The organism is Pseudomonas botevensis (genome assembly GCF_019145475.1).
Taxonomy (GTDB): domain Bacteria; phylum Pseudomonadota; class Gammaproteobacteria; order Pseudomonadales; family Pseudomonadaceae; genus Aquipseudomonas; species Aquipseudomonas botevensis.
This window is the reverse complement of sequence record NZ_JAHTKI010000009.1, coordinates 108,886-132,316: the sequence shown is the minus strand read 5'-3', so window position 1 is coordinate 132,316 and position 23,431 is coordinate 108,886. Positions and strand designations below refer to the sequence as shown.

The 23,431-nt window shown below is 60.5% G+C and carries 29 protein-coding genes; 1 reads left to right on the top strand and 28 read right to left on the bottom strand.

Translation table 11 applies throughout. The annotated features are described in order from the left end of the window. Nucleotides 1–70: 70 nt before the first annotated feature. From KVQ74_RS13755 to KVQ74_RS13630, 26 genes are all read right to left on the bottom strand, one after another. Nucleotides 71–865 carry a DNA adenine methylase gene (locus tag KVQ74_RS13755; protein ID WP_217831629.1) on the bottom strand — a complete coding sequence of 265 codons (795 nt, stop codon included), beginning with the start codon at nt 863–865 and terminating at the stop codon, nt 71–73. A gap of 149 nt (nt 866–1,014) precedes the next feature. Then, a complete protein-coding gene (locus KVQ74_RS13750) occupies nt 1,015–1,557 on the bottom strand; it encodes a lysis system i-spanin subunit Rz (RefSeq protein WP_217831628.1) in 543 nt (180 codons plus the stop codon). Further along, complete coding sequence (locus tag KVQ74_RS13745; protein ID WP_217831627.1) at nt 1,539–2,102, bottom strand: glycoside hydrolase family 19 protein; 564 nt, start codon at nt 2,100–2,102, stop codon at nt 1,539–1,541. The genes KVQ74_RS13750 and KVQ74_RS13745 overlap by 19 nt, the downstream gene beginning before the upstream one ends. A 32-nt stretch (nt 2,103–2,134) precedes the next feature. Then, nucleotides 2,135–3,184: a phage late control D family protein gene (locus tag KVQ74_RS13740; RefSeq protein WP_217831626.1), complete on the bottom strand. Its 1,050-nt coding sequence runs from the start codon at nt 3,182–3,184 to the stop codon at nt 2,135–2,137. Nucleotides 3,185–3,271: 87 nt separating this feature from the next. After that, nucleotides 3,272–3,478: a tail protein X gene (locus tag KVQ74_RS13735; protein WP_217831625.1), complete on the bottom strand. Its 207-nt coding sequence runs from the start codon at nt 3,476–3,478 to the stop codon at nt 3,272–3,274. After that, on the bottom strand, nt 3,453–4,298 hold the full coding sequence (locus KVQ74_RS13730) for a phage tail protein (protein WP_217831624.1): 846 nt from the start codon (nt 4,296–4,298) through the stop codon (nt 3,453–3,455). The genes KVQ74_RS13735 and KVQ74_RS13730 overlap by 26 nt, the downstream gene beginning before the upstream one ends. A gap of 9 nt (nt 4,299–4,307) precedes the next feature. Beyond that, a complete protein-coding gene (locus KVQ74_RS13725) occupies nt 4,308–6,911 on the bottom strand; it encodes a phage tail tape measure protein (RefSeq protein ID WP_217831623.1) in 2,604 nt (867 codons plus the stop codon). A 147-nt stretch (nt 6,912–7,058) separates the two neighbouring features. Continuing rightward, a complete protein-coding gene (locus KVQ74_RS13720; protein ID WP_217831622.1) occupies nt 7,059–7,379 on the bottom strand; it encodes a phage tail assembly protein in 321 nt (106 codons plus the stop codon). Nucleotides 7,380–7,391: 12 nt separating this feature from the next. Beyond that, nucleotides 7,392–7,895 (bottom strand): phage major tail tube protein, encoded by a 504-nt coding sequence (locus KVQ74_RS13715; protein ID WP_217831621.1) that lies wholly within the window; start codon nt 7,893–7,895, stop codon nt 7,392–7,394. Between the two features lie 12 nt (nt 7,896–7,907). Next, on the bottom strand, nt 7,908–9,074 hold the full coding sequence (locus tag KVQ74_RS13710) for a phage tail sheath subtilisin-like domain-containing protein (RefSeq protein ID WP_217831620.1): 1,167 nt from the start codon (nt 9,072–9,074) through the stop codon (nt 7,908–7,910). 82 nt (nt 9,075–9,156) lie between these two features. After that, nucleotides 9,157–9,612, bottom strand: a complete 456-nt coding sequence (locus KVQ74_RS13705; RefSeq protein WP_217831619.1) for a phage tail assembly chaperone — start codon at nt 9,610–9,612, stop codon at nt 9,157–9,159. Between the two features lie 2 nt (nt 9,613–9,614). Further along, nucleotides 9,615–11,579: a phage tail protein gene (locus tag KVQ74_RS13700; protein WP_217831618.1), complete on the bottom strand. Its 1,965-nt coding sequence runs from the start codon at nt 11,577–11,579 to the stop codon at nt 9,615–9,617. After that, the gene (locus KVQ74_RS13695) at nt 11,576–12,181 is read right to left on the bottom strand and encodes a phage tail protein I (protein WP_217831617.1); all 606 of its coding nucleotides are present in this window, start codon (nt 12,179–12,181) and stop codon (nt 11,576–11,578) included. The genes KVQ74_RS13700 and KVQ74_RS13695 overlap by 4 nt, the downstream gene beginning before the upstream one ends. Before the next feature lies 1 nt (nt 12,182). Next, on the bottom strand, nt 12,183–13,067 hold the full coding sequence (locus KVQ74_RS13690) for a baseplate assembly protein (protein ID WP_217831616.1): 885 nt from the start codon (nt 13,065–13,067) through the stop codon (nt 12,183–12,185). Next, nucleotides 13,064–13,390, bottom strand: coding sequence for a GPW/gp25 family protein (locus tag KVQ74_RS13685; protein WP_217831615.1), 327 nt, complete (start codon nt 13,388–13,390; stop codon nt 13,064–13,066). The genes KVQ74_RS13690 and KVQ74_RS13685 overlap by 4 nt, the downstream gene beginning before the upstream one ends. A gap of 5 nt (nt 13,391–13,395) precedes the next feature. Continuing rightward, the gene (locus tag KVQ74_RS13680; RefSeq protein WP_225930000.1) at nt 13,396–13,626 is read right to left on the bottom strand and encodes a hypothetical protein; all 231 of its coding nucleotides are present in this window, start codon (nt 13,624–13,626) and stop codon (nt 13,396–13,398) included. A gap of 53 nt (nt 13,627–13,679) precedes the next feature. Further along, nucleotides 13,680–14,267 carry a phage baseplate assembly protein V gene (locus KVQ74_RS13675; RefSeq protein ID WP_217831614.1) on the bottom strand — a complete coding sequence of 196 codons (588 nt, stop codon included), beginning with the start codon at nt 14,265–14,267 and terminating at the stop codon, nt 13,680–13,682. Further along, a complete protein-coding gene (locus tag KVQ74_RS13670; RefSeq protein WP_217831613.1) occupies nt 14,264–14,803 on the bottom strand; it encodes a hypothetical protein in 540 nt (179 codons plus the stop codon). Before KVQ74_RS13670 ends, KVQ74_RS13675 begins: the two co-directional genes overlap by 4 nt. Nucleotide 14,804: 1 nt before the next feature. Beyond that, the gene (locus tag KVQ74_RS13665) at nt 14,805–15,461 is read right to left on the bottom strand and encodes a hypothetical protein (protein ID WP_217831612.1); all 657 of its coding nucleotides are present in this window, start codon (nt 15,459–15,461) and stop codon (nt 14,805–14,807) included. Continuing rightward, nucleotides 15,458–15,778, bottom strand: a complete 321-nt coding sequence (locus KVQ74_RS13660) for a head-tail joining protein (protein WP_217831611.1) — start codon at nt 15,776–15,778, stop codon at nt 15,458–15,460. Before KVQ74_RS13660 ends, KVQ74_RS13665 begins: the two co-directional genes overlap by 4 nt. 2 nt (nt 15,779–15,780) lie before the next feature. Continuing rightward, entirely contained in the window at nt 15,781–16,776 is a 996-nt protein-coding gene (locus KVQ74_RS13655; protein WP_217831610.1) for a major capsid protein, read from the bottom strand. A gap of 64 nt (nt 16,777–16,840) precedes the next feature. Beyond that, a complete protein-coding gene (locus KVQ74_RS13650; RefSeq protein ID WP_217831609.1) occupies nt 16,841–17,185 on the bottom strand; it encodes a head decoration protein in 345 nt (114 codons plus the stop codon). Then, nucleotides 17,182–18,324, bottom strand: coding sequence for a head maturation protease, ClpP-related (locus KVQ74_RS13645; protein ID WP_217831608.1), 1,143 nt, complete (start codon nt 18,322–18,324; stop codon nt 17,182–17,184). Before KVQ74_RS13645 ends, KVQ74_RS13650 begins: the two co-directional genes overlap by 4 nt. Next, nucleotides 18,321–19,805 (bottom strand): phage portal protein, encoded by a 1,485-nt coding sequence (locus tag KVQ74_RS13640; protein ID WP_217831607.1) that lies wholly within the window; start codon nt 19,803–19,805, stop codon nt 18,321–18,323. The genes KVQ74_RS13645 and KVQ74_RS13640 overlap by 4 nt, the downstream gene beginning before the upstream one ends. Next, nucleotides 19,805–20,011, bottom strand: coding sequence for a phage head-tail joining protein (locus tag KVQ74_RS13635; protein WP_217831606.1), 207 nt, complete (start codon nt 20,009–20,011; stop codon nt 19,805–19,807). The genes KVQ74_RS13640 and KVQ74_RS13635 overlap by 1 nt, the downstream gene beginning before the upstream one ends. A gap of 44 nt (nt 20,012–20,055) precedes the next feature. Then, on the bottom strand, nt 20,056–20,307 hold the full coding sequence (locus KVQ74_RS13630) for a hypothetical protein (protein WP_217831605.1): 252 nt from the start codon (nt 20,305–20,307) through the stop codon (nt 20,056–20,058). Between KVQ74_RS13630 and KVQ74_RS13625 the strand changes: the two genes are divergently transcribed. Beyond that, complete coding sequence (locus KVQ74_RS13625) at nt 20,306–20,743, top strand: hypothetical protein (protein ID WP_217831604.1); 438 nt, start codon at nt 20,306–20,308, stop codon at nt 20,741–20,743. The genes KVQ74_RS13630 and KVQ74_RS13625 overlap by 2 nt on opposite strands. A 2-nt stretch (nt 20,744–20,745) precedes the next feature. Here KVQ74_RS13625 and KVQ74_RS13620 read toward each other — a convergent pair whose 3' ends face one another. Both KVQ74_RS13620 and KVQ74_RS13615 read right to left on the bottom strand, forming a co-directional pair. Next, nucleotides 20,746–22,767: a phage terminase large subunit family protein gene (locus tag KVQ74_RS13620; RefSeq protein ID WP_217831603.1), complete on the bottom strand. Its 2,022-nt coding sequence runs from the start codon at nt 22,765–22,767 to the stop codon at nt 20,746–20,748. 4 nt (nt 22,768–22,771) lie between these two features. Beyond that, entirely contained in the window at nt 22,772–23,335 is a 564-nt protein-coding gene (locus KVQ74_RS13615; protein ID WP_217831602.1) for a hypothetical protein, read from the bottom strand. Between the last annotated feature and the right edge of the window lie 96 nt (nt 23,336–23,431).

Below are 23,431 nucleotides of genomic sequence, written 5' to 3'. Positions count from 1 at the left end.
AAACCGGTTCGCTCGAGTGCATGCGGCTCTTCGCGACTGACCACTCGCAGTGTCACTTCCACCGGCGCGATTAAAAAAGGCCTCCCAAAGCCTCCGGTTCCCAATTCATGATCACCAACTCGCCACTGACGTCGGCTTTTCCCTGCCGCTGGTTGGTCGTGGTGTAACGGATGTCCAGAGTTTCGAAATGGAAACCTTCGAACACGCGGCGGATGTCCGGGTGGTCATTGATACTGACCATCACCTTGCCTTTACAGCGGCGCATGAAGTCGGCCATCCGTTCGTAGTTCTCGAAAGGAAAGTCCACACCGTAGCCGGCGGTCTGCCAGTAAGGAGGATCCATGTAGTGAAAGGTGTGAGCACGGTCGTAGCGTTCAGCGCATTCAAGCCAGGGGAGGTTTTCGACATAGGTGCCGGACAGGCGCTGCCACGCGGCCGAGAGATTTTCCTCGATGCGTAGCAGGTTGATGGCCGGAGCGGTGGTCGCCGTGCCGAATGTCTGCCCTGAGACCTTGCCGGCAAAGGCGTGGTGCTGCAGGTAGAAAAATCGGGCGGAGCGCTGGATGTCGGTAAGGGTTTCGGGGCGGGTCATTTTCTGCCATTCGAACACCTGCCGTGAGCTGAGCGCCCATTTGAATTGGCGCACGAACTCTTCGAGGTGGTTCTGCACGACGCGATAAAGCGTGACCAGATCGCCGTTGATGTCGTTGAGGACTTCCACGGGCGATGGCTGGGGCTTCATGAAGTAGAGCGCGGCACCGCCGGCAAAGACTTCAACATAGCATTCGTGAGGCGGAAAAAGCGGAATGAGGCGGTCGGCCAGGCGGCGTTTGCCGCCCATCCAAGGGATGATGGGTGTAGACATAAAAAGCAAGACCTTTACTGTATAGATAAACAGGTGCTAGGCTCGCCGCGCTTTGTGCACGGAGCAAGAGCCTTGGCTGGACTTGCAGGGGCAATCTGCAGGGACGGCGGTCGATCCGGATGTTGACGCATCCGGATCGACCGCTCTTTTTACTTCGGTGTTGAGACTTCTTTGGCGTATGCCTGACAGGCCGCAAGGGCGATCAGCCCCCGGTCACCGTCGTCGGTGACGCCGACAATTCGTTGAGCATGCGCCGGGTCAAGTTCGGCTCTTGTGGGACCATGAACCACGCCGCTGGTGGCGGTGGTGGCTGGCACCGATCCATTGCCGGCGCCGGTGGAGGCGCTGAGTAGGACTGACAGGCGCAAATCAGCAGTGGCAAGACGGTCGCGCAGACGACCCTGATCACGTTGGACATCGTTCAAGGCTCGGTAATGGGTTTGTTCGCTGGTCGCCAGACGCTGCTCAAGCGCGAGGCGTTTACTTTGCTCGGCTTGCTGTTGTGCGGCCGTGGCCTGGGCCAGTTGATTGAGCGTGTCGGCGTGCAGTTGCTCCTGTTCGGCAAGCGCTTTGCCATAGCGCCAATCCTGCACTTGCCAGGCGATGGCGGCCGATCCGCCGGCCAAGACGGCCAGCAATGCAGCCTTCGCGAGCCATCGGTACGGAGCCGGGATCAGTTCGCCGAGACGCATAACACCGCCCTCGCCCGCCCCCACAACTCCAGCCGATCCTGCAGGCCGTTGAGACCGCCGTTGATCCTGCGGGTGATCGTGTTGAATTCGTTTTGATCGGCCAGCGCATTCAACCCATTCACCGACCAGAACCATGCGGCCGATTCAGCCGCCCACTGAGGCGACTCCAACAGCTCCGGAGTACGCAGCAATCGCTCGTCGCCGAACAGTGCCAAGCTGCAGCGCAGGTAGTTGTCGTGGCCGGTCACCTGAATCAGCCCCCGACCTCGGTAGCGCTGACCATCACCGTCGGCTTCAGGCGTGTTGCCCAGCCTCGCGGCCAGAGTGCCGGTGTCGTACTTGCTCAGGTACTGGTCGCCACCCAGCTCGCGAACGAAATTCAGCTCGCCGGACTCGTGGCCGACCTGAGCCAGGAAGATCGCCTGGCGTTGCGGTGTGTTGATCTGACGACGAGCCATCGCTGCGTTGAGTGCAGAAACAAAAACGCCCGCTTGGCGGCGGGCGTTGGGCATGATGCGTAGCAACTGTTGTTCGGTCAGTGACATGGAGGTTCTCCGTGAGGTTGGGGAATGCGACGCTACTGCTTGAGCTGAACGACTTTCAGATCCTTCGCCGCTTTTTTCTTCTTGCCTTTGGCTTTCGCCTTGCCCTTCTTGCCGCCGTTGCACTCCACCGTCGTGCTCCAGCCGGCCTGGGTGAATACCTGCTCTACCGAGTCGACCAGGTACTCGCCATCGAGACCGACCTTGAAGCCCTGAGCGTTAATCGATCGCTCGGCAAACAGATCAGTACGGCCGCGCATCTCCAAGCGAACACCGGCAGTGGACCGGTTGAACGCGGTGAGGCGGGCCTGGGCCGCCGCTTCGGCGGCCGACTTGTTTGGATAGATGTGGCGGTCGGTGTGGACCGGCGGCAGGCCATCCGGAGACTCGTCGTTGTCCAGGGTGACCACGGCGAGCTTTCCGCTTTTCTTGTCCTGATGCTTGGTCGACACCGCCTTGTGGGTATTGCGGTCACCAAGCCGGAACTGGAAGCGGCTAACATCTCCGCGCTGGATCAGAACCACACCGAATGATTTGCCCGAAGCGCTCTGTCCACCTTGACGCGGCATCACCAGCAACTTGCCGTCAGCCACCTTGGCCGTGCAGTCATATTGCTTGGCCAGACGGGTGATGAAGTTGAAGTCCGACTCGTTGAGCTGATCGGCACGCGGCACCTTGGTTTGCACCGAACACACGGGTTGCCAGCCATTGCGTGCGGCAACATCGGCGACGATCCGTGACAACGGCACGTTTTCCCAACTGCCGCTGCGGATGGTTTTGCCGCTGCCGCGCATGTCGCTGGCCTTGCCAGTAATCACCAATGTATCGGGTGGGCCGGACAGCTCGATCTCGTCAACGACATAACGTCCGATGCGGGTCAGCGACGTTTGCGCATAACCCAGGAAGATCTCGATGGTGGCCCCGCGCGGAGGCAGGACCACCGCACCGTCACGGTCATCGATGCGCAGTTCGAACTCATCCGACTCCATGCCAGGCTTGTCGGTGGTTTTCAGCTGCAGCAATCGGTCGTTGATCAGCGCAGTAATGTCGGCACCATCGGCAATTATTCGAAACGCTGGAGTCATTATTTTTTCCAAAAAAAAACCCGCACTGGGCGGGTTTTAAAGGGGTGGAGCTGCAGAAATGAAGTGTTACCAAACAACTATAGTCCATCAATTCCACAACGCTAAGGTTTCCTCGGTAGCAACAGGCAAATCCGGTAGCTCGATCACGATGCCGGCACGGTAGGGTTGCGGCTCATCGGCCAGCCCCTGATTGGCATCGAGCACCGCCTCGACGGTGCCTTCCAGATGTCCATAAGCGTGGTAACACAAGGTATCCAGCAGATCCCCGTCAGACGTTCTGCAAGTCGTCGCCATAACGCACAAACTCCAAAGTGAACGCCTGCTTGCGCGGAATCCCGCCCTGCAGCAGCGCGCTCTGTTCTTCTTCAACGCTCTTCAGGCACCAGGTGCCAAGCACGTCGCCATAACCGGTGGTGAGGGTCAGCGGCTTGAGCTGGGCACCGAGACTGCGCAGTGTGTCCAATTGTTTGATGCCACCCTTGAAGCCGGGAAAGATCGCGCCCTTGAGGGTGATTTTTTCCTCACCGATGCCCACCGCCTGCTGCGCCGGTCGCCGGCTCAGGCGCTCCTGCGAAGCCCACCGAAATTCGGTCGACCGTCGCAGTTCATCAAAGGCTGCTGTGTCCAGGTTGAAGTAGTACGGCTGCGCCTGTGGATCCTGCGGTTGCACGATCAGCAGATGCGGGAACGGCTTCACCGCTTCCGGCACCGGCGTGGCATCGCCGCCCAGGGAACTGGTCGGCACGATATTGGCCAGCGACGGGCTGACCTTGCCCGCGACCTTGTTGATCGCGGTGGACACCCGCGCGGCCTGTTCCTTCAGTTCGCCCATGCGCTCATCGATCTGCGACACGGCGCGGGTCGCCTTGTTGTAGGTGGCGACCACCTGGCCGACCTTGGCCTGGGCGGCATTGACGCCGCGCATCACGCGCTGCAGCTTCGCTCCGATGGCCGGCCCAACAAATGGGACGCCCTCCAGCTCCAGCGCCGCACCGCTGATTTCACTGATCGCCCCGTTGACCGGTCCCATCATGCCGTCAAGGCTTCGGCGACCGCTCTCCCCTGCCGCCGCCAGTTGCTTCAGGCCCGACTGCAATTGTTCCATGTAGGCCATTGCCCCTCCTTACACATGCGGCTCGTCATACAGCGAACGGTTCTGCAGTTGCTGCGTGGACTGACGCCATTGTTGATCGATATAGGGCTGAAGCTCCCTCGCCAACTGCGCCGGATCCTTCACGTCGCCTTGCACGGTGATGTGCAGCGGTGCCTGGATCTCGAAACGTTGTTCGGTCTTGGTCGACTGGACTTTCGCCTCGGCTGGCGGTGCCAGTGTTGCAGGAACGCTCGGTGGTGCCGGCTGACTCAGTGAGCGGGTCACATCGCCCAAGGCGGCGCTGGCCGGCCCCCGCTCGGGTAACAGTTGCCGGGTTGCAGGCGCCGGCAACGTTGCTGGTATCACCCCGACGGGTTTGGCGGCCTCGATATCCGCTTGAGCGTTGGGCACCGCTCCCGTCATCAAGGGCAACATTTTCGGCTGCGGCTGGACCAAGTCTTTGACAATCGGTACCGGCGCGAATGAACGCGACATATCGCCCATCACCGGCGGTATGTTCTGTCCGGCGTTGGTCATCATCAGCGGCCCGGCATCCGGCACTTTCTTCAGCGACTCGTCCGTGCCAAACAACTCTTTACCGGCGTAGCGACCCAAAGCATCACCGCCCATGTTGCCAAGAATGCCACCGACCAATGCACCAATGGCAGTACCAATGACCGGCACCACCGAGCCGATGGCGGCCCCCGCCGCTGCCCCCGCCAATGTACCGGCCAATCCGCCTGCAGCGCCGCCGTAACCCTCGGCTTTCTCGTCTTGGGTCTCGGCGTTCTGGTAGGTGTCCCAGGCTTTGAATCCCGCCTCCGCCACCGCTAACACCGCTGTGCCCTTGATCATCCCGCCAGTACCGGTGCCCATCCCTCTAACGCCGCCCCCACGACCACCGCCTTTGCTGCCTTTACCCCCCTTACCTTTTTTGCCATCACCACCGGAATCGAGGTCGCCGGCATCAAGACCACCACCAACGGACGGCAGGTTGGTAACGATGACCTTTTGCGGGATGTTCGGATTGCCCATCAGGGTGCCGCGCCCGATGTTCATCAAGCCCTTGCCCATCTTGAACGCACTGACGGCGCCCTTGAGCGCGACCAGGCCTGCGACGGCCGTGCCGATGGCAGTCACCAATCGCGGCGATTCGTCGGCCAACCCCGCGAGCTGACGGCTGACGTTGGTGATGCCGTCCGCGACCGCATCCGTAACCGGCCGAATCGCATCACCGATGCTGCGCATGGCATCGTCCATGCTCTGGGCCATCTCGGACCATTTTTGCGCGGACGTCTGCCGGCGTTCAGCCAGGTTCTTGTCGAGGATCCCGGTGGCATTGGCCGAATCTTTCTTCAATTGCTCATACAGATCCTTATTCTGCATGTACGCGGTCAAAGCAGCCTTGACCTGCATGTCGGCAAACAGGTCGCCGGTACGCAAGGCCTCTTCCAGGGACTTCATCATGCCCTTGGCTTTTTCCGGGTCACTCTCCTTGCTGATGCCGGCCACGGCTTTCGCCATCTCGGCCGCTCGCTTCGGGTCAGTCGCCTCGATGTATTTCTGGGCCAGCGCGAAACTGGACTCCAGTGTGGATTTGCCGTTCTGCAGACCGGTCTGCAGCGACCCCTTATAGTCGATGCCCGCCTTCTCATAGGCCTTGACCGTTTCGCTGGAACCGATTTTCTCCATCCAGTTTTTGAGGTTATTGGCCGCCTCGTCCGAGCCGCCGGCCGTCTTCATCTGTACCTGCAACATCGCGCCCAATTGCGACACCGAGTCCATGCCGGTGATGCCCAGCTTGCCCATGCCGGCCAACAGTTCCGGAAACCACTTGGCCATGTCGACCGCTTCAAAGCTGCCTGCCTGGCCCTGATAGGCGATGGCCTCCAGCGCCTTTTGCATCACGGCCGGGTCGGTGATCTTGGCGTTCTGTCCCAAGGCGTTGATCATCTTGGCGGTTTCCGTGCCGTCCGATCCCTGCCCCACAGCGAACTTGGCCGCCGTCGGCGCATAAGCCAGCGCCTTATCCAGCTCCATGCCGGCGCCGACCAGGGCGTTGACCAGCTCCGCCACTTGGTTGCGCGCCATGCCCGTATCGCGTGATGTGTCGATCACGGTTTTGGAGAGCTGCGTTTCTTCTGGCGAGTTGGCAATGTTGGCCTTGATTGCGATGTCACGAATGATCGCGCCGTAGTCCGCGCTGACCTTCGTCGGGATGGCCACGGCGGCCGACAGAGCACCGGCCTGGCCGAGGGTGCTTTTCATTCCCTGCCGGCCTTCCTCCATTTGCCGATGCCCGAGCGCCTTGAGTTCAGCCCCGGCGGCAACGCGGCCCATCGTGGCGTAGGCCTTGGTCAGACGCCCGACCTCAACGCCTTGTTTCTTGAGCAGGTCGAGGTTCTTTTCGTACTTGGCCAGCAACTTGTCTGCCCCGGCGGCGCCGGTTGCGTGCGCCTTGCGCCATTCTTCGCGCAGTCGCATGGTGTCGCCGATGGTGTTCTGCAGGACCCGTACTTTGCTGCCTACCGTGTCCAGATGCTTGATCTTGCTTTCGACGTCCTTGAAGGCTTTGCCGACCGTCGGATCGACGGCCCCGCCGATGACAAAGCCCAACGCGATGTTCTTCGCCATGTGCGTGCCTATGGGTCAGGGATGGATGGGGCAGCTCAGTCCGTGAGCCACCACACGATTTCGTTGAACGGCATGGCCGTGATCTCGGCGGCAGAGAAACCGGTCTCCCTGGCCAGACGCTTGGCAAGCCCTTTCAACGTCGGTCCGTCAAACCTCGTCGTCCTGGACCAGACGAAAATAGCCCTTCTGCAGGCGCATGTAGTCGACCAGCTTGAGGGCCATCAGATCCGCCTCCGGGGTCTGGGTCAGCGAGGAAAACAGCGACATTTCGCGCTTTTCTTCGTCGCCGTTGCAGGCGGCTTGCGCGGCCCGGATATCACGCACACATGGCGCGCGAAGGGTCAGCGTGTCGACCAGCACGCCCGACAGCTCGGTGGGGTGTCGCAGCGAGATACGAAACCCTTCCTCGGTCAGGTGCAGCCAGGATGGGAGTTTTTTTTCCGCTGTAGTTTGATTCGTTTGAGTCATTTCTTCGTGTCCTTAAAGGCCCAGGGCCGTACGTTCTTCTGCAAGTTGGTCGACGCCGTCAACGACCAGCACCATGCCCAGCATGTCGATCTCGTAGATCACTCGACCACCGACCTCGAGCTTGTAGTAGGTCAACGCCATGTTGTGTTTGGTCTCGGCCTTATCACCGGCCTTCCAGTCGCCCATGTCGACTTCCTTGATGCCACCACGCATCGTGACGATCACCGGGGTGACCTTGCCCTTCAGCCCCTTGAACGAGCCTCGGAACACCGCGCTGCAGGCGGTGCGGTCAGACAGGCCGAAGAACTTAAGTGCTTCACGGCGCACACCGTTGGTGGTGAAACCGGCTTCGAGCTTTTCCACGCCGGTCGAGACCTCGACTTCGCCGGCCATGCCGCCGCCTCGATAGGGATCGGTTTTCAGGACCACCTTGGGCAAGGTGAGGCTCGGCATTTCGCCGGCAAAACTGACGCCGTCGATAAACCCGACGCAGTTGGAGAGAACTTCAGGAATCATCAGGGCGCCTCCTTAGGCAGGCTCAAGCACTTCGGTCATCCATTCGTTGGTGACCTCGAAAAGGAAATTCGGGTTTTCAGCCGGCGGCACGTCGGTGAAGCGGATGCGCCAATACACTTTGCCCTGCTCGATCTGGCTGGCCGTGTTCAGCTCGTGGTCCGGGAACACTTCGAAGTTGATCACCGCGCCTTCGTTCTTCAGGTCGCGCATGAACGCTTCCAGGCCGTCGGTAACGGCTTTGACGTAGGTCTTGGTGATCGAGCGGTCAACCGCCCATTTGTGCCCGGCCTGCACTGCGTCCATGAGAATGAACAGCGTGCGAACGCGGGTGACGAACGCCCATTTCGGATCGCTCGACAGCGTGCGGTTGCCCCAGAGGCGGTAGCCGTCGTCACGAATGATCGTGGTGATATTGGCGTTGTTGAGCAGGTTGGCCCGGCAGGTCTCGTCGCCGTCCAGGTACTCAACGGCGCGCGTGGTGCCAGTGATGCCGGTGAATTCCTTGTTCGATGGCGAGGCCCAGAAACCGTAAGTCGCATCGGTCCAGGCAAACAGACCGGCCGCCCACGCAGAGCCCGGTGCATCCACCGTTTTGCTTTCCCCGGTGTCCCAGAACTGCACGCCCGGATCAACCATGAACAGGTTGCGGCTACCGAAGTTATCGGCGTAGGCCATTGCAGCTTCGTCGGTGGTGCATGGCCCATCGATGATGCCGATGGCGCGCAGCTTCTGTGCCAGGCTATCAATCGCCGTGGCCACCGCCTGCGTGGCCGAATGACCCGGCGCGATCAGCAAGCGGGGCTGCGCGTTGAACAGGCTTTTGCCATCGAGCAGCGCCTGCAGACCGGTACGCTGACCGGACGCCAGAACACCGCCGATAATGGCCGAGGTCTGCAACGCCGGGTCATCCATCTTCGGCACGCCGATGGCAACGATTACTGCCTTGGCCTTGGCGTAAATAGCCTTGCAGGCCTTGGTGATCGCTGAATCGGCGCCGAACGCTGCAATGGCTTCACGCTCGGTGGTGATCAGCTTGAGTTCGCCGGCCTTGGCCGTACCGCCGGCCACCAAGCCAGGGCTGAATGTGTCGCACAGGCCGATAATCGATGAGGACGGTAGCGAGATAGTGCGCGCGCCGGTATCGACCGCCGTGGTTGTGACGCCGTGAAAGAAACTCATAAGACTCGTTCTCCCGAAACGAAAAAGCCCCGCATGAGCGAGGCCGTGAGGGTTGTCGTGTTGTGGAATGAAAAACGCCCCGTCAGCGCGGGGCGTTACCGGTTTGCTCGGCCAGCCAGGCCGGTGCCGGCGGTCGATGTTCGGCGAGCGGGAATTGCTCGCCCTGAGGCCAGTCGCGCAACTGCCGGCGGTACACCTGCAACCCGGCATACTGTTCGGCGGTGAGCGAGCTATCGCGCCCCTCTTCCAGCTCGTCGCGATGCCGGGACACCAGCGGGTCAGTCAATGCCAGTTGCGCGTCACGCCACGCCCGCTCATTCGCGGCCACTTCGGCCGGCTCCAGCGGGGGCGGATCGACCAGAATGGGATGACCGTCAGGCCGTGACGACACCATTTTGGGGCTGGTTTCCAACTCCTTTATCAGCGCCCGCCAGGCACTCGCGGCGACCTCCACCACGTCCGCCGGCATGTCAGAACCATGCACCTCCACCGTGTAGGCCCCACGAGTGGACGGACTGAAATAAATGACTTCATTCATGATTAGAACCCTATCGCCAGCCAGAACACCGACCAGCTAGCCTGTGCATTCGCAGGCTGCGCAATTTTCAAGGTGCAGCCCGTTTTTGTGATGGTTTCTGCAACAACGCAGCCCATGACCGGCTGACCCCCGCTATGCAGCAACATGATGCTACGCACCCCATTGGGAAACGCCGTCTGAAACGATACATAGACGTTGCCGTTTGCATCGGTCGTCCCTTGCCCCCACTGGTCAATGCGACCGCTTGGACTTTTGGAATATCCAGCCACACCGCCACTGCTGGCCGCGAACAGAGGCGAGTATTTCAGTGCGGAATCCCCACCTTCCAGCACCCAGCCCGTGCCATCGTTCAGGCGGCGAAACACCGCCATTGACGAGGGCTGTAGCGCAATCGGGCCAGTCAGCCCCGACAGCGTAAGCAGCGTTTGAGAACCCTTGGCCTGAACCGTCAAGCCGACCGTTGTACTGGCCAGCACCGGGAGAAGACTTCCCACTGGACACGGCCCTGCATCAGGCAAAACCAACGTCGCGGTAGTGCCATTGACCACAGTCAACTTCCCAACATCCGCCGAGGTCATGGTCGACGTACTGCCGGTGTAAATGGTTGAACCGGCATAACTGCCCTGAGAGCGTTGTGCAAACTCGGTCGTTGCCAGCGCCTTGCTGTTGTCGAACTGCGGCCGCGTCTGAAAGTTCTCGCCCGCCATGACCCCGGCATAACGCAACACCAGCGTGCCACCGATCAGCCGCCACTGATCCGAAGTGCGAATAAACTCAGCGGTATCGCCAATCGCCAACGGGATAATGCCAACCCCCCCGTTAACCGCCGTCACAGCATCACCAGCACTCGGCACCACCGAAAGCCCACCAGAACCTGCACAGACCAGCATAACCGTCGCCCCTACAGGAATTCCCGCCAATGGTGGCAACATCGCCGTGAGAGCTGCGGCGCTGTAGAAACTATGCACGCCGCCGACATGCGCAGCGGTCATCACCAGGCTGGCCGTGGGAGTGGTAAAGCCCGAGAACTCAACGCCGCGACGCCTCAGAAACTCAGTAGTGGCGAGCGATTTGCTGTTGTCGAACTGGCTCGCCAGCGGCGCGGTAGGGTTGCCGGCGAAACTCGGCGACAACAACCGGGCAAAACCATCGGTGATGTCCTTGAACGTCAGCGCGGTGGTGCCCACAACGATCGGTCCATCCGTCACCAACTGCCAGATGGTATCGGCCTGCGTCGTACCCGACTCAACCGCCACTGTCAGGTTGGGCGTCACCTTCACGTTGCTGTCGGCATCTTTGGCCCGCGTCCAGGCACCGACCGCCACCACATACGGGCCATTGTCCTTGGCGGCGGCCTGATTTTTCACCAACACCCGTTCGCCCGCGACCAGGGCAACGCCATCAATGGTTTGCAGCCCGACCAGCGCGACGTTGGCCGTGGTCGCCGCGCGAACCGATTGCTTCACATCGAGCTTGCCCAGCTCTTCCAGGATGCGCGAATCGACATATTCACGGGTGGCCAGCACTACCGCCGGATCGATCTTGAGCGCGATCTGTGCGGTGCTGGAGACGATCAGGTTCATCCGCACCACCTGCGTACGGCCGGAGCCTTGCGACAGCAAAGGCTTGAAGGTCGGGGCACAGTTGGCCACCGCCACCAGATCCCCGTCCGCATCGTACAGACCGACCTCGCGGATCCAGCGGCCGCCCTCGTCGGCGGGAATGACTTGCTCGGCCACAATGACAGCCGCGTTGGCCGGATCGAGTCGGAGCTGATTCAGCGGCCGGCGACGCCATTCGTTGATCAGTTTGGTTTGCTTGGCACTAGGCTGGGGGTCGGTATCGTTCGCATCCCCCACGCCCATTTCGGTGATGTTCCAGGGCACGCCAAGGACGTTGGCGTTCGCCAGTTTGGCCGCCCCCACGTCCGTAAGGATCGCGAAAAACTTAGAATTCGCATCAATCATGAATAAATGTCCAGAGTGTCAATGGAGTGTTCACAGCCAACGACGCCGAAGCTGCCGCTGACTTCGATGTCGCTCATTTCGGGCGGGTAGATGTCGAGTTCGTCGCCGTCGTACAGGGACACACCCACATGCAAACGACCTTGGGTTTCGAGGCTGATGGCCAGCCCCGTAAGCTGTCGGCTGACGGGTTTGGCGTCATCGATCAGGCGCTCCAGCTCCTGATACATTTCCTCGGTGATACCGGTATCCAGCACACCAACCTTCAGTGCGAAGGTTCCGGGCACGCCTTGCGGCACCGTGTTGAACCATTCGACGATATCGATCAGATAGCCCAGCGGCTCGACCACTCGACGCAATGCACCGATGGTGCCCTTGTGCTTATGGATGAAGAACGAGGATCTGATTGCCCCGCGCTTGACTGACTCCGGCCACGCCGGGTCCCAACGGTCGACCGACCAGGCCCAGGCCAAATGCGGTAACAGATGTGATGGACAGGTATCGGGGCTGTACAGGGTGCGCAGCGGAATCAGTGTGGTTTCAGCGAACGTCGCCTCAATTCCCCGTTCCAGGGGAGTGCTGTTGAGCGGCAAAAGACTGCGCATTTCAGCCTCCCAACACGACGGTGTAATCGGTGCAGTACGCGGCCTGCGCTTTGGTTGGCTTCAGATCCTGCCAGCCCATCAGCTCCACGCGGGCCACGCCGGCCACATGCAATTGCGCATCGACGCCGGACCGGGCCACCTCGACACCGAGGCGCCGGCGTGGGTTGATCCAGGCCGCAAGGCGCTTTTTCGCCTCGACGAGTGCCGCATCGTTCTCTGGGCCGGCACCTTTCATGTGCAGCACGGCGTCGATGCGATACCGCAGGATCTGCGCACCGCGCACCGTGACGCGGTCACCTACCGGGCGCACGTCGTCGTCATTTACAGCGATGGCGACCAGGCTCAGCAAATCGGGACTGGCAGTGCCGTCGCCTTCCAGCCCCAGCACCGTGACGTCAACGCAGGCCGGTGACGGACTTTCAGCCGTGGCATCGGCCACCAGCGCCGAAGCGTTGCGCGCGTGCAGGATGTAGCTGTTACGCGGCCCCGCCGTGGTCAGCCCCTCATAGGCCAGTTGTACACGCTCACGCAGAGCGTCATGCGACTCCATCACCACGTCGACCGGCGGCACCGCCAGCGGATCAGCCGGCTGTATCACCAAGCGCTTGAGGTTGACGTTTGCCGCCAGGTGATCCAGATCGGCGCCGACGGCATACGCCAGCAATTGCGCCTTGGCGGCGTCGTTAACCCGCGCCCGGTTGCCGAGCTTGATGTAACTGCCGACCTCCAGCAGCTTGGTGACCGGATCGCTTTCCAGTGAAGCGCTCCAGTTATCACCCATATGGCCGCGAAACACGTCCAGCGCTTCGCTATAAACCTCTTCAAAATCCAGCGGCTCCAGCACGTCCGGGGCCGGCAGTTCCGACAGATCCACCAGAGTACTCATACCCACACCTCCATCGTGCCGCGCACACCGAGGTATTCGCCGCTGATCTGTATGTTGATTTGGCCGCCCAGGACGGACAGCACGCGCACTCGCTCCAGCTTCAACCGTGGCTCCCACCGGCCAAGTGCGCGAGCCGCTTCCGCCTGCACGGCGCTTTTCCAGCCCTCGTTAACAGGCAAATCGACCATGCGCCGCAGCTTGCTGCCGTACTCCGGGCGCTCACGCCGACTCATCAATGGCGTGCCGAGGATGTCCCCGATGCACTGGCGTAAATGCTCGATGCCGGAGATGGGTTGCCCGGTGTGGCGATCCATTCCGATCATCGGGACTATTCCTTGAGTTGCTCGAACTCGGCGTGGGCTTTGAGCGTTTTCAGCGCCACATCCTCGGCGCCGTCGACGGAGACCTCGCTTTTCACCACCGCCAGCGTGCGGCCGTCGGGCAGGACGACCGTGCGCGAGGTGTACAGCCTGTCGCGAAAGGTCACGACCGCTGCCGTCAGCACCGGGCTGATCGGAACAAGCTCGGGTGCGGATGAATCATCTTGATGTTTGGCCATGGGTACTCCAGGCATGAAAAAGCCCGCACACGGCGGGCTGAGTAAATGTTGAGTTAGTGCTTGTGATGGTTGTCACTTTGGCCGGCGGCCAGAATGTCAGCATCGCTGGTGATGCTTTCGGTAGCGTGCAACGGGCCGTCGATGTTGACCTGCCCTTTGATGTTCACAACGCCCTCCAGATCGATCGTTCCGGACTTCACGGTGACGGCGTTATCGGTCACTTCAGCCAAGGTCGCCCCGACCTCGATGGTGACCGTGCCGGTGGGCAGGGTGATGCTGTAGGTGCTGTCGTGCCAGTCGTAGACCAAACGCCCGCCATCGTCGAAATGCCAGACTTCGACATGGTCGCGGTTGTCCGGCGGTGGACCACCGTTGCCATACAGACCGGGAATGAACGTGCCCTGCGCCACCTCGCCGCTGGCACTGATCAAGGTGCCCTGCTCGTTCAGGCTCGGCGCCCGCCAGTGCCGGGCCTTGCCGGCGGCAACACTGTGCCAGCGCACCCAGCCGCTGACCCATTCCCCGTCCGATACCCGACACACCGGTGGTGAAGCGGTCAGATCTACCGCCACCACGTAACAGTCCTTGACCAGGCCAGCGAGCATGCGGTCATGCTGGGCGCTCACGTAGCCGCCACTCATGACAGATTCTCCGGTGCAAAATATTTGTCCTTGTTGGACAGCCCCGCATCCGGCTCGACACCTAACAGCAAGGTGCCCGGTGGCTGATCTGGCCACGGCCACTGCGCTTCGCCGAGGTAGATCTGCTGGGTCCACTCCACGACCCAGACGGTGTAGCCGTCCAGCTCGGGCTTGGTCCAGTCCGGCATGGCCTGAACAAACTCGGCCGGTTCGACCTCGACACCCCAGGACTGCATCCGAAGTAACACAGCCAATTGCCCGACAATAAACACCGCTTGCTGGTGGTGATCGGGCTGGATCGGATCGGTAATCACCCGTGCTTCGAACTTGCACGACAGGCCCGTCTCACCCGTTCCCGGGTCGATGCCTGGCTCCATCTCTGCCAGTTCGACCAGCACCGCTGGCAGTGGAATGCTGCTTTCGATGATCGGCCAAGTCGCAACGACTTGAAGGTCCGGCAAATGATCCTGAATGCGCCGCTCAATGGCTTGATACAACTGCTCAAGACTGAACGGCTCGTCGACTTCATCCGTCACGTTATTTCCCCTTCAAGTGCTTCTGCACTTCAAAATTAAGTTCCTGCTGCAGCACATGCACCAGCTGCTCGTCAGCCTTGCGCACCCAGCTCTCGAAGTGCGGGCGAGCCTGTTCCAGCGAAACTTTGGCCTTGGCCAGGGGGAAGCGGTTGTCGTGTTCGGCGATCCAGCCCGAACTGACTCCACCGGCCGCGCTGACTTCGCTGTCGGGATAATCGGCGGGATCAAAGTGTTTGCTGGCCGTGCGGATCCAGATGTCGGCACTGTTGCCGTAGACCTTCTTGAAGAACGCCCCTTGAAAGCGGCGCCCCGCCACGGACACACCGGAACGGCTCTGCCGTGGGCGGCCGATTCGGCTCGCCTCGATAGAGTTGAGGCCGAACCACAACTTGCCGCTCTTGGCTCCGCCGCTGACCGGATAGGCCCGCAGGCGTTGCCGAACGGCGGCGACTGCAATCCGCTCCTGTCGCCCCACGGCACGGGCAATTTGCGAGGCGAGCCAGCGCAGGGTTTTGTTGATGGCTCGTCGCTGTGCAGCAGCAGCGGCCTTCGGCACCAGTGCGGCAAAATCCTGAAAGGCTTTCAGGTCTGCCGCCGAAGTTTGCAGCGAGATCATCCCGCCGCCAGCCGAGGGCTTGAAGTGGCTACCGACGCTCATGGTCGCTTCCTCAGAATGAGAGCGACCAGACCGTCACCACCCGGCTCCAGCTGGAGCAGGTCGTAGTCTCCACCGCCGTCCAAAGCCGGCAAATCCACGCTGACCAACAGTCCTTTTTTCAGTCCATGCGAATCGCGGACGCGAATCTCAAACTTGGGCTCACGCAACGCCGTTCTCTGGCTGCCCATTTTGGGTTGAAGCCAGGGTGCTGCGAACATGCCGAGTACCGGTTCGTCATAACCCTCGATCCGTGCCGAATCGCCCAGCGTTTCGAACACCGTGTCGTCGATGTCTTCCAGCAGCTCCCGGAAGGCCATGATCAGAGTTCCAGGAGGATCTGCGCCCGTGGTCGTGTGCACAGATGCAGCGGGTTGGACTGGGCTTCGCCGGCCACACCCTTGTTGAATGGCAGCGGTTCAAGCTTGCTGTAATAAGGCAAACCTTCGGTGTTGACCGTTTCCATGTAGTCGGCCGGCGCGAAGACCGAGATGTACAGATCCGGCACACCTTCGGGAACCAGCAGCGCCTTGTCATCGTGCACGAACAGCACGCCCGCCACTTTGCCGCGATAGCGCTCCCAGACAATGCCACCAAATTCAAAGCTCTCGCGGGCATCACCGCGAAGAGACGCTGCCTGCAGAGTGTTGAGATAGGTTTGCTTGACCGACTTGTGACTGACCAGCTTGTTCCAAAAGTTCTTGCCGCAGAAGGCACGAGAACCCGAGCTGGTCACACTGCCCAACGCATCCGCCTGCATGTCCAACGCTTCGCCAGCATTCACTCGCAGGTCCGCTTCAGGGTCATTGAGCCCCATGGGCATTTTCTGACGGTTCACGCCAAAGGACTTATAGATGTCCAGCAAAACCGTCTTGCCATCAGCATCGAGGATCTGGCCGTTCAGAGCACCCATCCGCTGAAATTCATGAGTGGCGTCCAACTGGCGCCGCGCTTTGGCAAGGCGCCGGTTGACCACGTCCTGCACCGACTGCAGCTCGGTTCGCGTACCGAAAGCCCGGATGCCTTGGATCTCATCAGCCTTGATGGTGAAGCGCTCCGGCAGGTGCACGGTGTTGAACGGAATCAGATTACGCTTGCTGCCACCGACCACCAGACCCGAACTGCCGCGCTCACCAGCCGGCACCAGAGCCAGGGTGTCGCCGTCCTTCTCGACCTGCACCGTAAGGTTGGTGGTGCCCTCCTCGTGGAACAGGCCAAGGCTGCTGATGCGGCCCGGCAGGTATTCCTGCTCGTTGATCGCGGCGGTCAGCGAGGGGACGCTGAAAGCGTCGTCTTCAAAAATGGCGATATCGGCCATGGGTGTACTCTCCAGAAACGAAAAATCCCGCACACAGCGGGATGCATATAAAGGAAGAAACGTCTTAGCGGACGATCAGAAAATGCGCGGCCAGGGCTTTCTCGGCAGCCGGGTCGAGGCCAGTCAGATGGGCTTCGCTGACCTCGGCCAGCCGCACCACGGCGCGACCGCGACGAACTACATCCGACTCGCCGAGCGGGCCGTAGAGGATCGCAACGGCGTTTTCGGTACCGTCTTCGGCGGTCGGGCTGTACGGGGCGAATTCGCTGGTCGCGGTCACCAGGCCGAGGATCTGCCCCGGCTCCAGTGCGTGACCGGCGGCGACGTTGATCGCTTCACGCGAGATGTTGCCGGCGCCCTCGGACAGCAGGAACTCACCCGCGTGCATCGGCTCCAGTTTAGAGGTCATGGTTTTGCTCCTTTCGAGGTTGGTGATTGCGCAGCCTGACGGGCTGCCCAGATCGAGGACGGATCGGGTTGTTTGGCTTGAATTTTGGGAGCCGGGTCTTCGTTCTGCGGCAGACTGTTGTCGATCTCGAAGCCCCCGCCTTTCCCTACGACCTTATCGAAGAGCCGCGCACGCACGGCACCGGTGTCCAGTCCGGCCTGTACAAACTCCACCGCAAACTCTGGCAGCCGGGCAGCAACGCACAGATCGCGGATCGACTTGGCCTGGATGATCGCGGCCTGCACAGTCGCTTCGTCAACCAGCTTGGTCGCTGCAATAAGCGGTTCGATCAAGTTGCTGATATTGGCCTGAGTACATGACTGGGTGATCAGCAGAGCCAGCGCAGCCGCATCCAGACCAGGCGCCGATGGCTCAGGCTTGTCGACCACCGGCTCGGTCGGGTTCGCGGGTTCGTTGAGCAGATCCAGCAGCGCCTGGGGCGTGCGCTGGTATTTCTGCATGACCGTGCCCTGCCCCAGACACGCCTTGATTTGCACACCGTCGCCGACTTCATCGGCCAATCCGAGGGCCACCGCTTCTCGAGCAGTCAGCCAGGTTTCTGCATTGACCAGGCGCCGCAACTCGACCTCGTCGATATCCGGCGCCTTGGCCTTGTAAGCCGTGATGATGAGCTCCAGCGCTTGATCCAACGCGGTCGCTACCTTGCGCATATCCTCGGCATCACCCGAGGCATAGGTCCACGGGTTGTGGATCATCAGTGCGGCGTTTTCCGCGACTACCACCCGGTGAGCGCCGCAGACTGCAACGCTCGCGGCACTGGCGGCCAGGGCGTCGACGCGGCCGGTGCAGCGCTCGCCCAGACGTGACAGGGCGTTATGAATAGCCAGACCGTCGAACAGATCGCCACCAATGCTGTTGAACGCCACAACAATCGGTGAAGTACCGTCATCCAACGCGGCCAGGTCACGCACAAACTGATTGGCCGTAATACCCCAGGTGCCGATCTCGCCGTAGACGTACACCTCGATAGTGCGCTGTTCGGCTTCACCGCTGGCCCGGAGGCTGTACCAGTGTTTGTCTTGCACGGGCAGTTGCCTGTCCAGTTTGTTGAAGATTCGTAGATGGAACGGCGGTTTCATGGTTTCTCCTGATCGTCGTGTTCACTATCAACCTCGACGAGCGTTCGGTAATTGAGGCCCAATTCGCGGGCACGTTGAGCGTCGGCGGCGTTTTCCGCGTCGACCGTTTCGGAGTCGTAACCGGTTCGCAGACACATCTCACTGCGCGAACCGAACCCGGCATTGACCTCAAGCATTCGCGCCTGTACGTCCTGCACCGGCTGGATGTAGGCCCAGCCTTGAGGCACCCAGCGCGTGCGCAGAAATTCGCGACGACGCTTGGCGTAGTCCGGCAACTCGATCACGCCGCTCAATACCGCCATGTCCAGCCAGGCAGCGCGGACTGGCCGGCAAAGCTGGTGGATGTAGACGTTGAATTGCAGTTGTTCGAGGCGGCGCCGGAACTCGTTGAGCACGACGCGCAGCGCACGGTCGTTGATCCCTTTCATGTCGCCCGTGAGGATCTCGTAGGGCGTGTCGGTACCCGCTGCCGCTGCCATCAGTTGCTGCCGCATGAAATCCGGGTAGTTGTTGCCGGCATCCGGTGGTTTGGAGAACTCGACCTCCTCACCCGCGCCCAGCTCCTGCATCGTGCCGGGTTCGAGTGCAACCATCGGTGTGAAGCCGTCGCGGTCAGCGGTGATCAGTTGGCCGGTGACGGGGTCGCGTGGCACCTGCCCCATGTCCGGCGACGGGCGCTTGATGAAGCCGGCGAACAGGTTGGAAACCTCCTGCCTGAACAGCACCGCATCGTCGTAGTTATCGAGGCTGCGCAGGCGCTTGAGCACCGGTGACATGCGTGGCACGCCGCGCAACTGCCCCGGTTCTAGAGGTTCGAAGATGTGCAGCACCTGGCTGGCCGGTACGCGCACCAGTTGGTTGTACCCACTGTTGAGCGAAGACGCATCACGCGGGTGCGAGCGGTACATCCAGTAAGCCACGCGCTTGCCGGCTGGGTTGAACTCGATCCCGGCGCGGATGATGTTGCCGGACTTGGACATCTCGAACTTGTCATGCGGCACGAACTCCGGTGCCAAGGTCTGCAGCTGCAGCGGCACCACCAGACCTTCGTCCAAACTGCGCGGACGCAACCGCACAAAACACTCGCCCGCCGTTTCCACGGTGCGAGCCACCAGCGCCTGCTGGCCGTAGAAGTCGCAGAGACCGTCGGCGTCCGACTCGTCGGCAAAGTCGTCCCACAATTCTTGCAGCAGGTTGCGCAGCTCTTCGTCTTTTACCTTTGGGCGTGGCGTGATGCCGGTGCCGATCAGGTTGCTGACCCGTTTGTTAATAGCGTTGGCCGCATACGGATCATTGCGCACCGCCGCCCGTGAACGGGCACGCAGGTTGCGTAGCGCCGGGGTGTTGATGCTGTTGATACCATCGTCGGTGGCGTCCCAGCTAGCAGATCGGCGACCCTCCCCGGCGCCTTCGTAACTGGCCTTTATGTTCGATGGCAGCAAGAATCCGCTACGTGAAAGCGCCGGGAATTGTCGAGCCATCAGATTCCCTTGCCTCCATGACTGAGCCGCACAACCCGCGAGCGCGGGCCAGCAGCGCTGGTGAGCGAGCTGCGGATTTCTTCACGTGCGCGGAGCAGTTCGTCGACGTCGCGGTATTCCACCGTTCGGTCGCTGTAGCGCACGATCTTTTCGCCACGTGCGATGGCGCGCTCGATGGTTTCGAGGTGTTTGGGTGTGAATGACATGGGGAATGCTCTAGATGGTCTCCGGCTGTGTGGGGTATAAACCGTCAGACGAAGTTCTGGGTTCTCGATTGAATTTCCTGTCTGAAGCTGCCGCCTGCTAAAACGTGCGCCAATGCGTCGGCCAGCTCTTCAGGCTCAATTTCAGGCAATCTCATGTGCCAGAAGGTACGAGCACGCACCCAGTCCATTCGTCCAGTTAACTGTTCTGCAACTACTCGACGTAGCTCATGCTGAAGCTCTGCTGCAGCCTTTATTTTTTGCGCCTGTTGCGCCTTCCCTTCGGAGTTTTCTGACATGGCTGTCTCCAACATTGAAAAATTTGACGACATCACCGGCAAAATTTTTGCCGTCCTTTACCAACATTTTCCAATCCCCCAAGGACTCCTGGCTGAAGATTTTGTCGAGAACGCCACGCAGCTCGACGACTTCCTAGGCACCGAAGTACCTACAGATGAAGCTGAGTTTTTTCTCGCAACAGCTGAATGGCTGAGGCAGGCGGGCTACATCAACTGCACTCCTGATCCTTATCTCTATGTGTCCAACGCTGTCCTGACGGCCAAAGGCCTAGAGGTCTTGAAAGCCACCCCAGAGAGCGTGGAGTCAAAGGAAAGCATCGGAGAACAATTAGCCACCACCGCGAAAGAGAGTGGCAAAGAAGTCGCTCGTGGGTTGGTATCTGAAGCTTTAGGTCTTGGGGTTAAGATTCTCAGTCCTATCATTGGCCTGACCTAAAGTTACCGCCTCTTCAAGTAACCGCTGGTGGAGCTACGGCGTTGAAGGGGGGATGCTGGCCGTGTCTGCACGACCGGAGCAACGGGTGATGGTGGAACTGGTTGTGCCTGTCGCACAGCCATAGGTTCGGGTGTTTCGCCTTCATCGACGCGTTCACCCTGAGCCGGCTTGATGCCTAGGGCGTCGTCGAACAGACCGGACTGAGCCAGCGCTTGGCGCACCCGATCCCAGTCGTGTTCCTGGTAGCGATTGATACCAAGGTAGTGCGCCATCGCGAGGCAATACACCATCAGGTCGAGCGCTTCGTTGCGCTCGGCTTTGCCCTTGACCCATTCGATGCGTTTGTGGCCGCGCACGTAGCGCACGACTTTGCGCTCGGCGACGCACTGGGCGAAGAACTCGTCCGGCAGGTCATTGGCAAAGTGCAGCGAACCGGGTCCGTCCGGGAACGGGTAGCGGTTGTAGATCCAGTCTTTCGCTGTATCGGTACCGACGAACCACAGCTCGGCGCCGTTGCGTTCGGTTTGGCCCTTCCACGTAACGTCGACCATGGACGGGCGCTGTGCAATCACCGGTCGGCCCGGCTTGCTCGCGCCCTTGATAGCGAAAATGTTGCGCCAGCGGCGAACGCGGCAGAACTGGTAGACCTCATCGGTGTGGTGACCGCCGGAGTCGACGCCGACGGCAAGAATCGCCAATCCGACACCACAAGGATGCCGGTAACGCGCCTTGAGCTTCTCGTCCAGTACCGCCCAGGTGCGTTCGTCTGCCGGATCGCCCCAGATGATCTGGTGATCGACCACCCAGCGTTCCATGCCGACGCCGAAGCCCATAACCATCAGTTCCAGGCGGTTGGCCTGAACGTCGACGGCTCCGGTTAGCATCAGTACACAGGCCGGCATCGCGCCGAGGGCATAGTTCTCCAGCCGCGCCCGTGCTATCAGCACTTCCGCCTTGGTTTGCTCTTGTGCGCTGTCCCAAACCTTGGCTAATCGGGTGTTGTAGAACACCTGCATGGGTTCGAGATCACCTTTGCTTTGAGCGATTTTGGCTTTCTCAAACTGCATGGCCAAAGTACGCCAGTCCATCCACCCCGGCGGCGAATAGAGCGCGTTCAGGTGGAATCCAACTGTCTCGCCATCACCTTCAGCATGCGCACGCCATTCGCCTTTAGCGAGCATTTCACCCTTGTGGTGTTCCTCAATCAGCACGTCACATTCCGCTCCAGCACATTCGTAATGGACTGTGCTGAAATCGTCGCTGTAATGCAGACGCTCCCACTCCAGTACCTGCATATAACCGCAGTCTGGACATGGCACGTAGTAGTGACGTTGGTCGCTACCTTCAAAGAGATCCGCTATCCGCGATGCACCTTTGATCGTTGGCGAACTGGAGAAATAGAATTTGGCGTTACGACCGAAGGTACTCGCTCGGGTCTCCGCCAATTCGATGGGGTCCCCCTCCTCTCCGATATCGACTTCCCAGCGGTCGATTTCATCACCGTAAATGTAGCGCGCCGACAACTCAGACAAGTTAGCAGCGGAGCCTGCTGTGGTGACATACAGGGATCCGCCTTCAAACTCCTTGGTGTCCATCGTGTTGACTGCATCACGCCCGGTCGCGATTCGCTCACGTAAAACAGGTGTAGCTTTGATGGTCTTTCCGATCCGTGACGACACCCGTTTGGCAAGGCCCAAGCTTGGCAGCAAGGTCAAGATATTCGACGGCGCCATGTGGATCAGCCCACCAATCCAGTTCAGCGCAATCTGGGTTTTCATCAACTGCGAAGCCACCATAGTGACTACACGTTTGCTGCGATGTGCCGGTGACAGGCAACGCATAGGCTCGCGAGCATATGGCGTACGGGAAGTGCGGTACCGGCCAGGTTCAGCAGCACCTGTGTCGCGCGGAATGCGCATGTACTCGTCAGCCCATTGATCGACCCACAACTCAGGCTCAGGGCGAAGGCCACGAAAGTAAGCTGCCCGGTAAACCTCGGTACCATCTGCAAGTTTTGCTTCCATAGGATCAGTTTCCGAGGGTTAAGGCGTGGCTGAAGTCTTCGGTAGAGAGGCGTTCAGCCTCTTCAAGTGCTTGGCGGATCTCGCTGAACAGGTGCTTTTCAATGTCCCAGGTGCTGGTCATGGCCGACAACGTTGGGGCAAGTTTGGGTGGCAAGCTGAGTAGCAAATCGCGAGTCATGCGCCCAGTCGCAAAAGCAGCTTCGTCGACGACTTCCCGATCAACCAATTCACCGGCAATCTTTTGAAGGTCAGCTTCGGCCCTCTCAGCTTGGGCTAGAGCCAGCCGCGTTTTAGCTTGGTGATAGTCCGGCGCAGCTTGTGGGGCGGAAGTGGGGAGCGCGGGAATGCTCCATGGCTGCTGGACCGAGGTAGTGGCGACCGGTGCGATCCGGGTACCCGAGTTGCTGCGTGCTGGATCGCCCGTCATTTCCAAATACTGATCGGTGGCTTCGACATCGATCTTGCCATCCGAGGCGTAAATCAATCGGCCTTGCTTGGCCAGTTTGCCGACGTACTGGCGAGACCAACCTTTGCTGGCCGCGTATTCCGTTCGGCTCAAAACGGTCATGTAAACCTCCTGTCAACCTAGGGCCGTCAACCTCTGTCAACCTCTGTCAACCAACGTGAAAAAATCGGCCAGTCGCAAGATCCCGCGGGTTTCCGA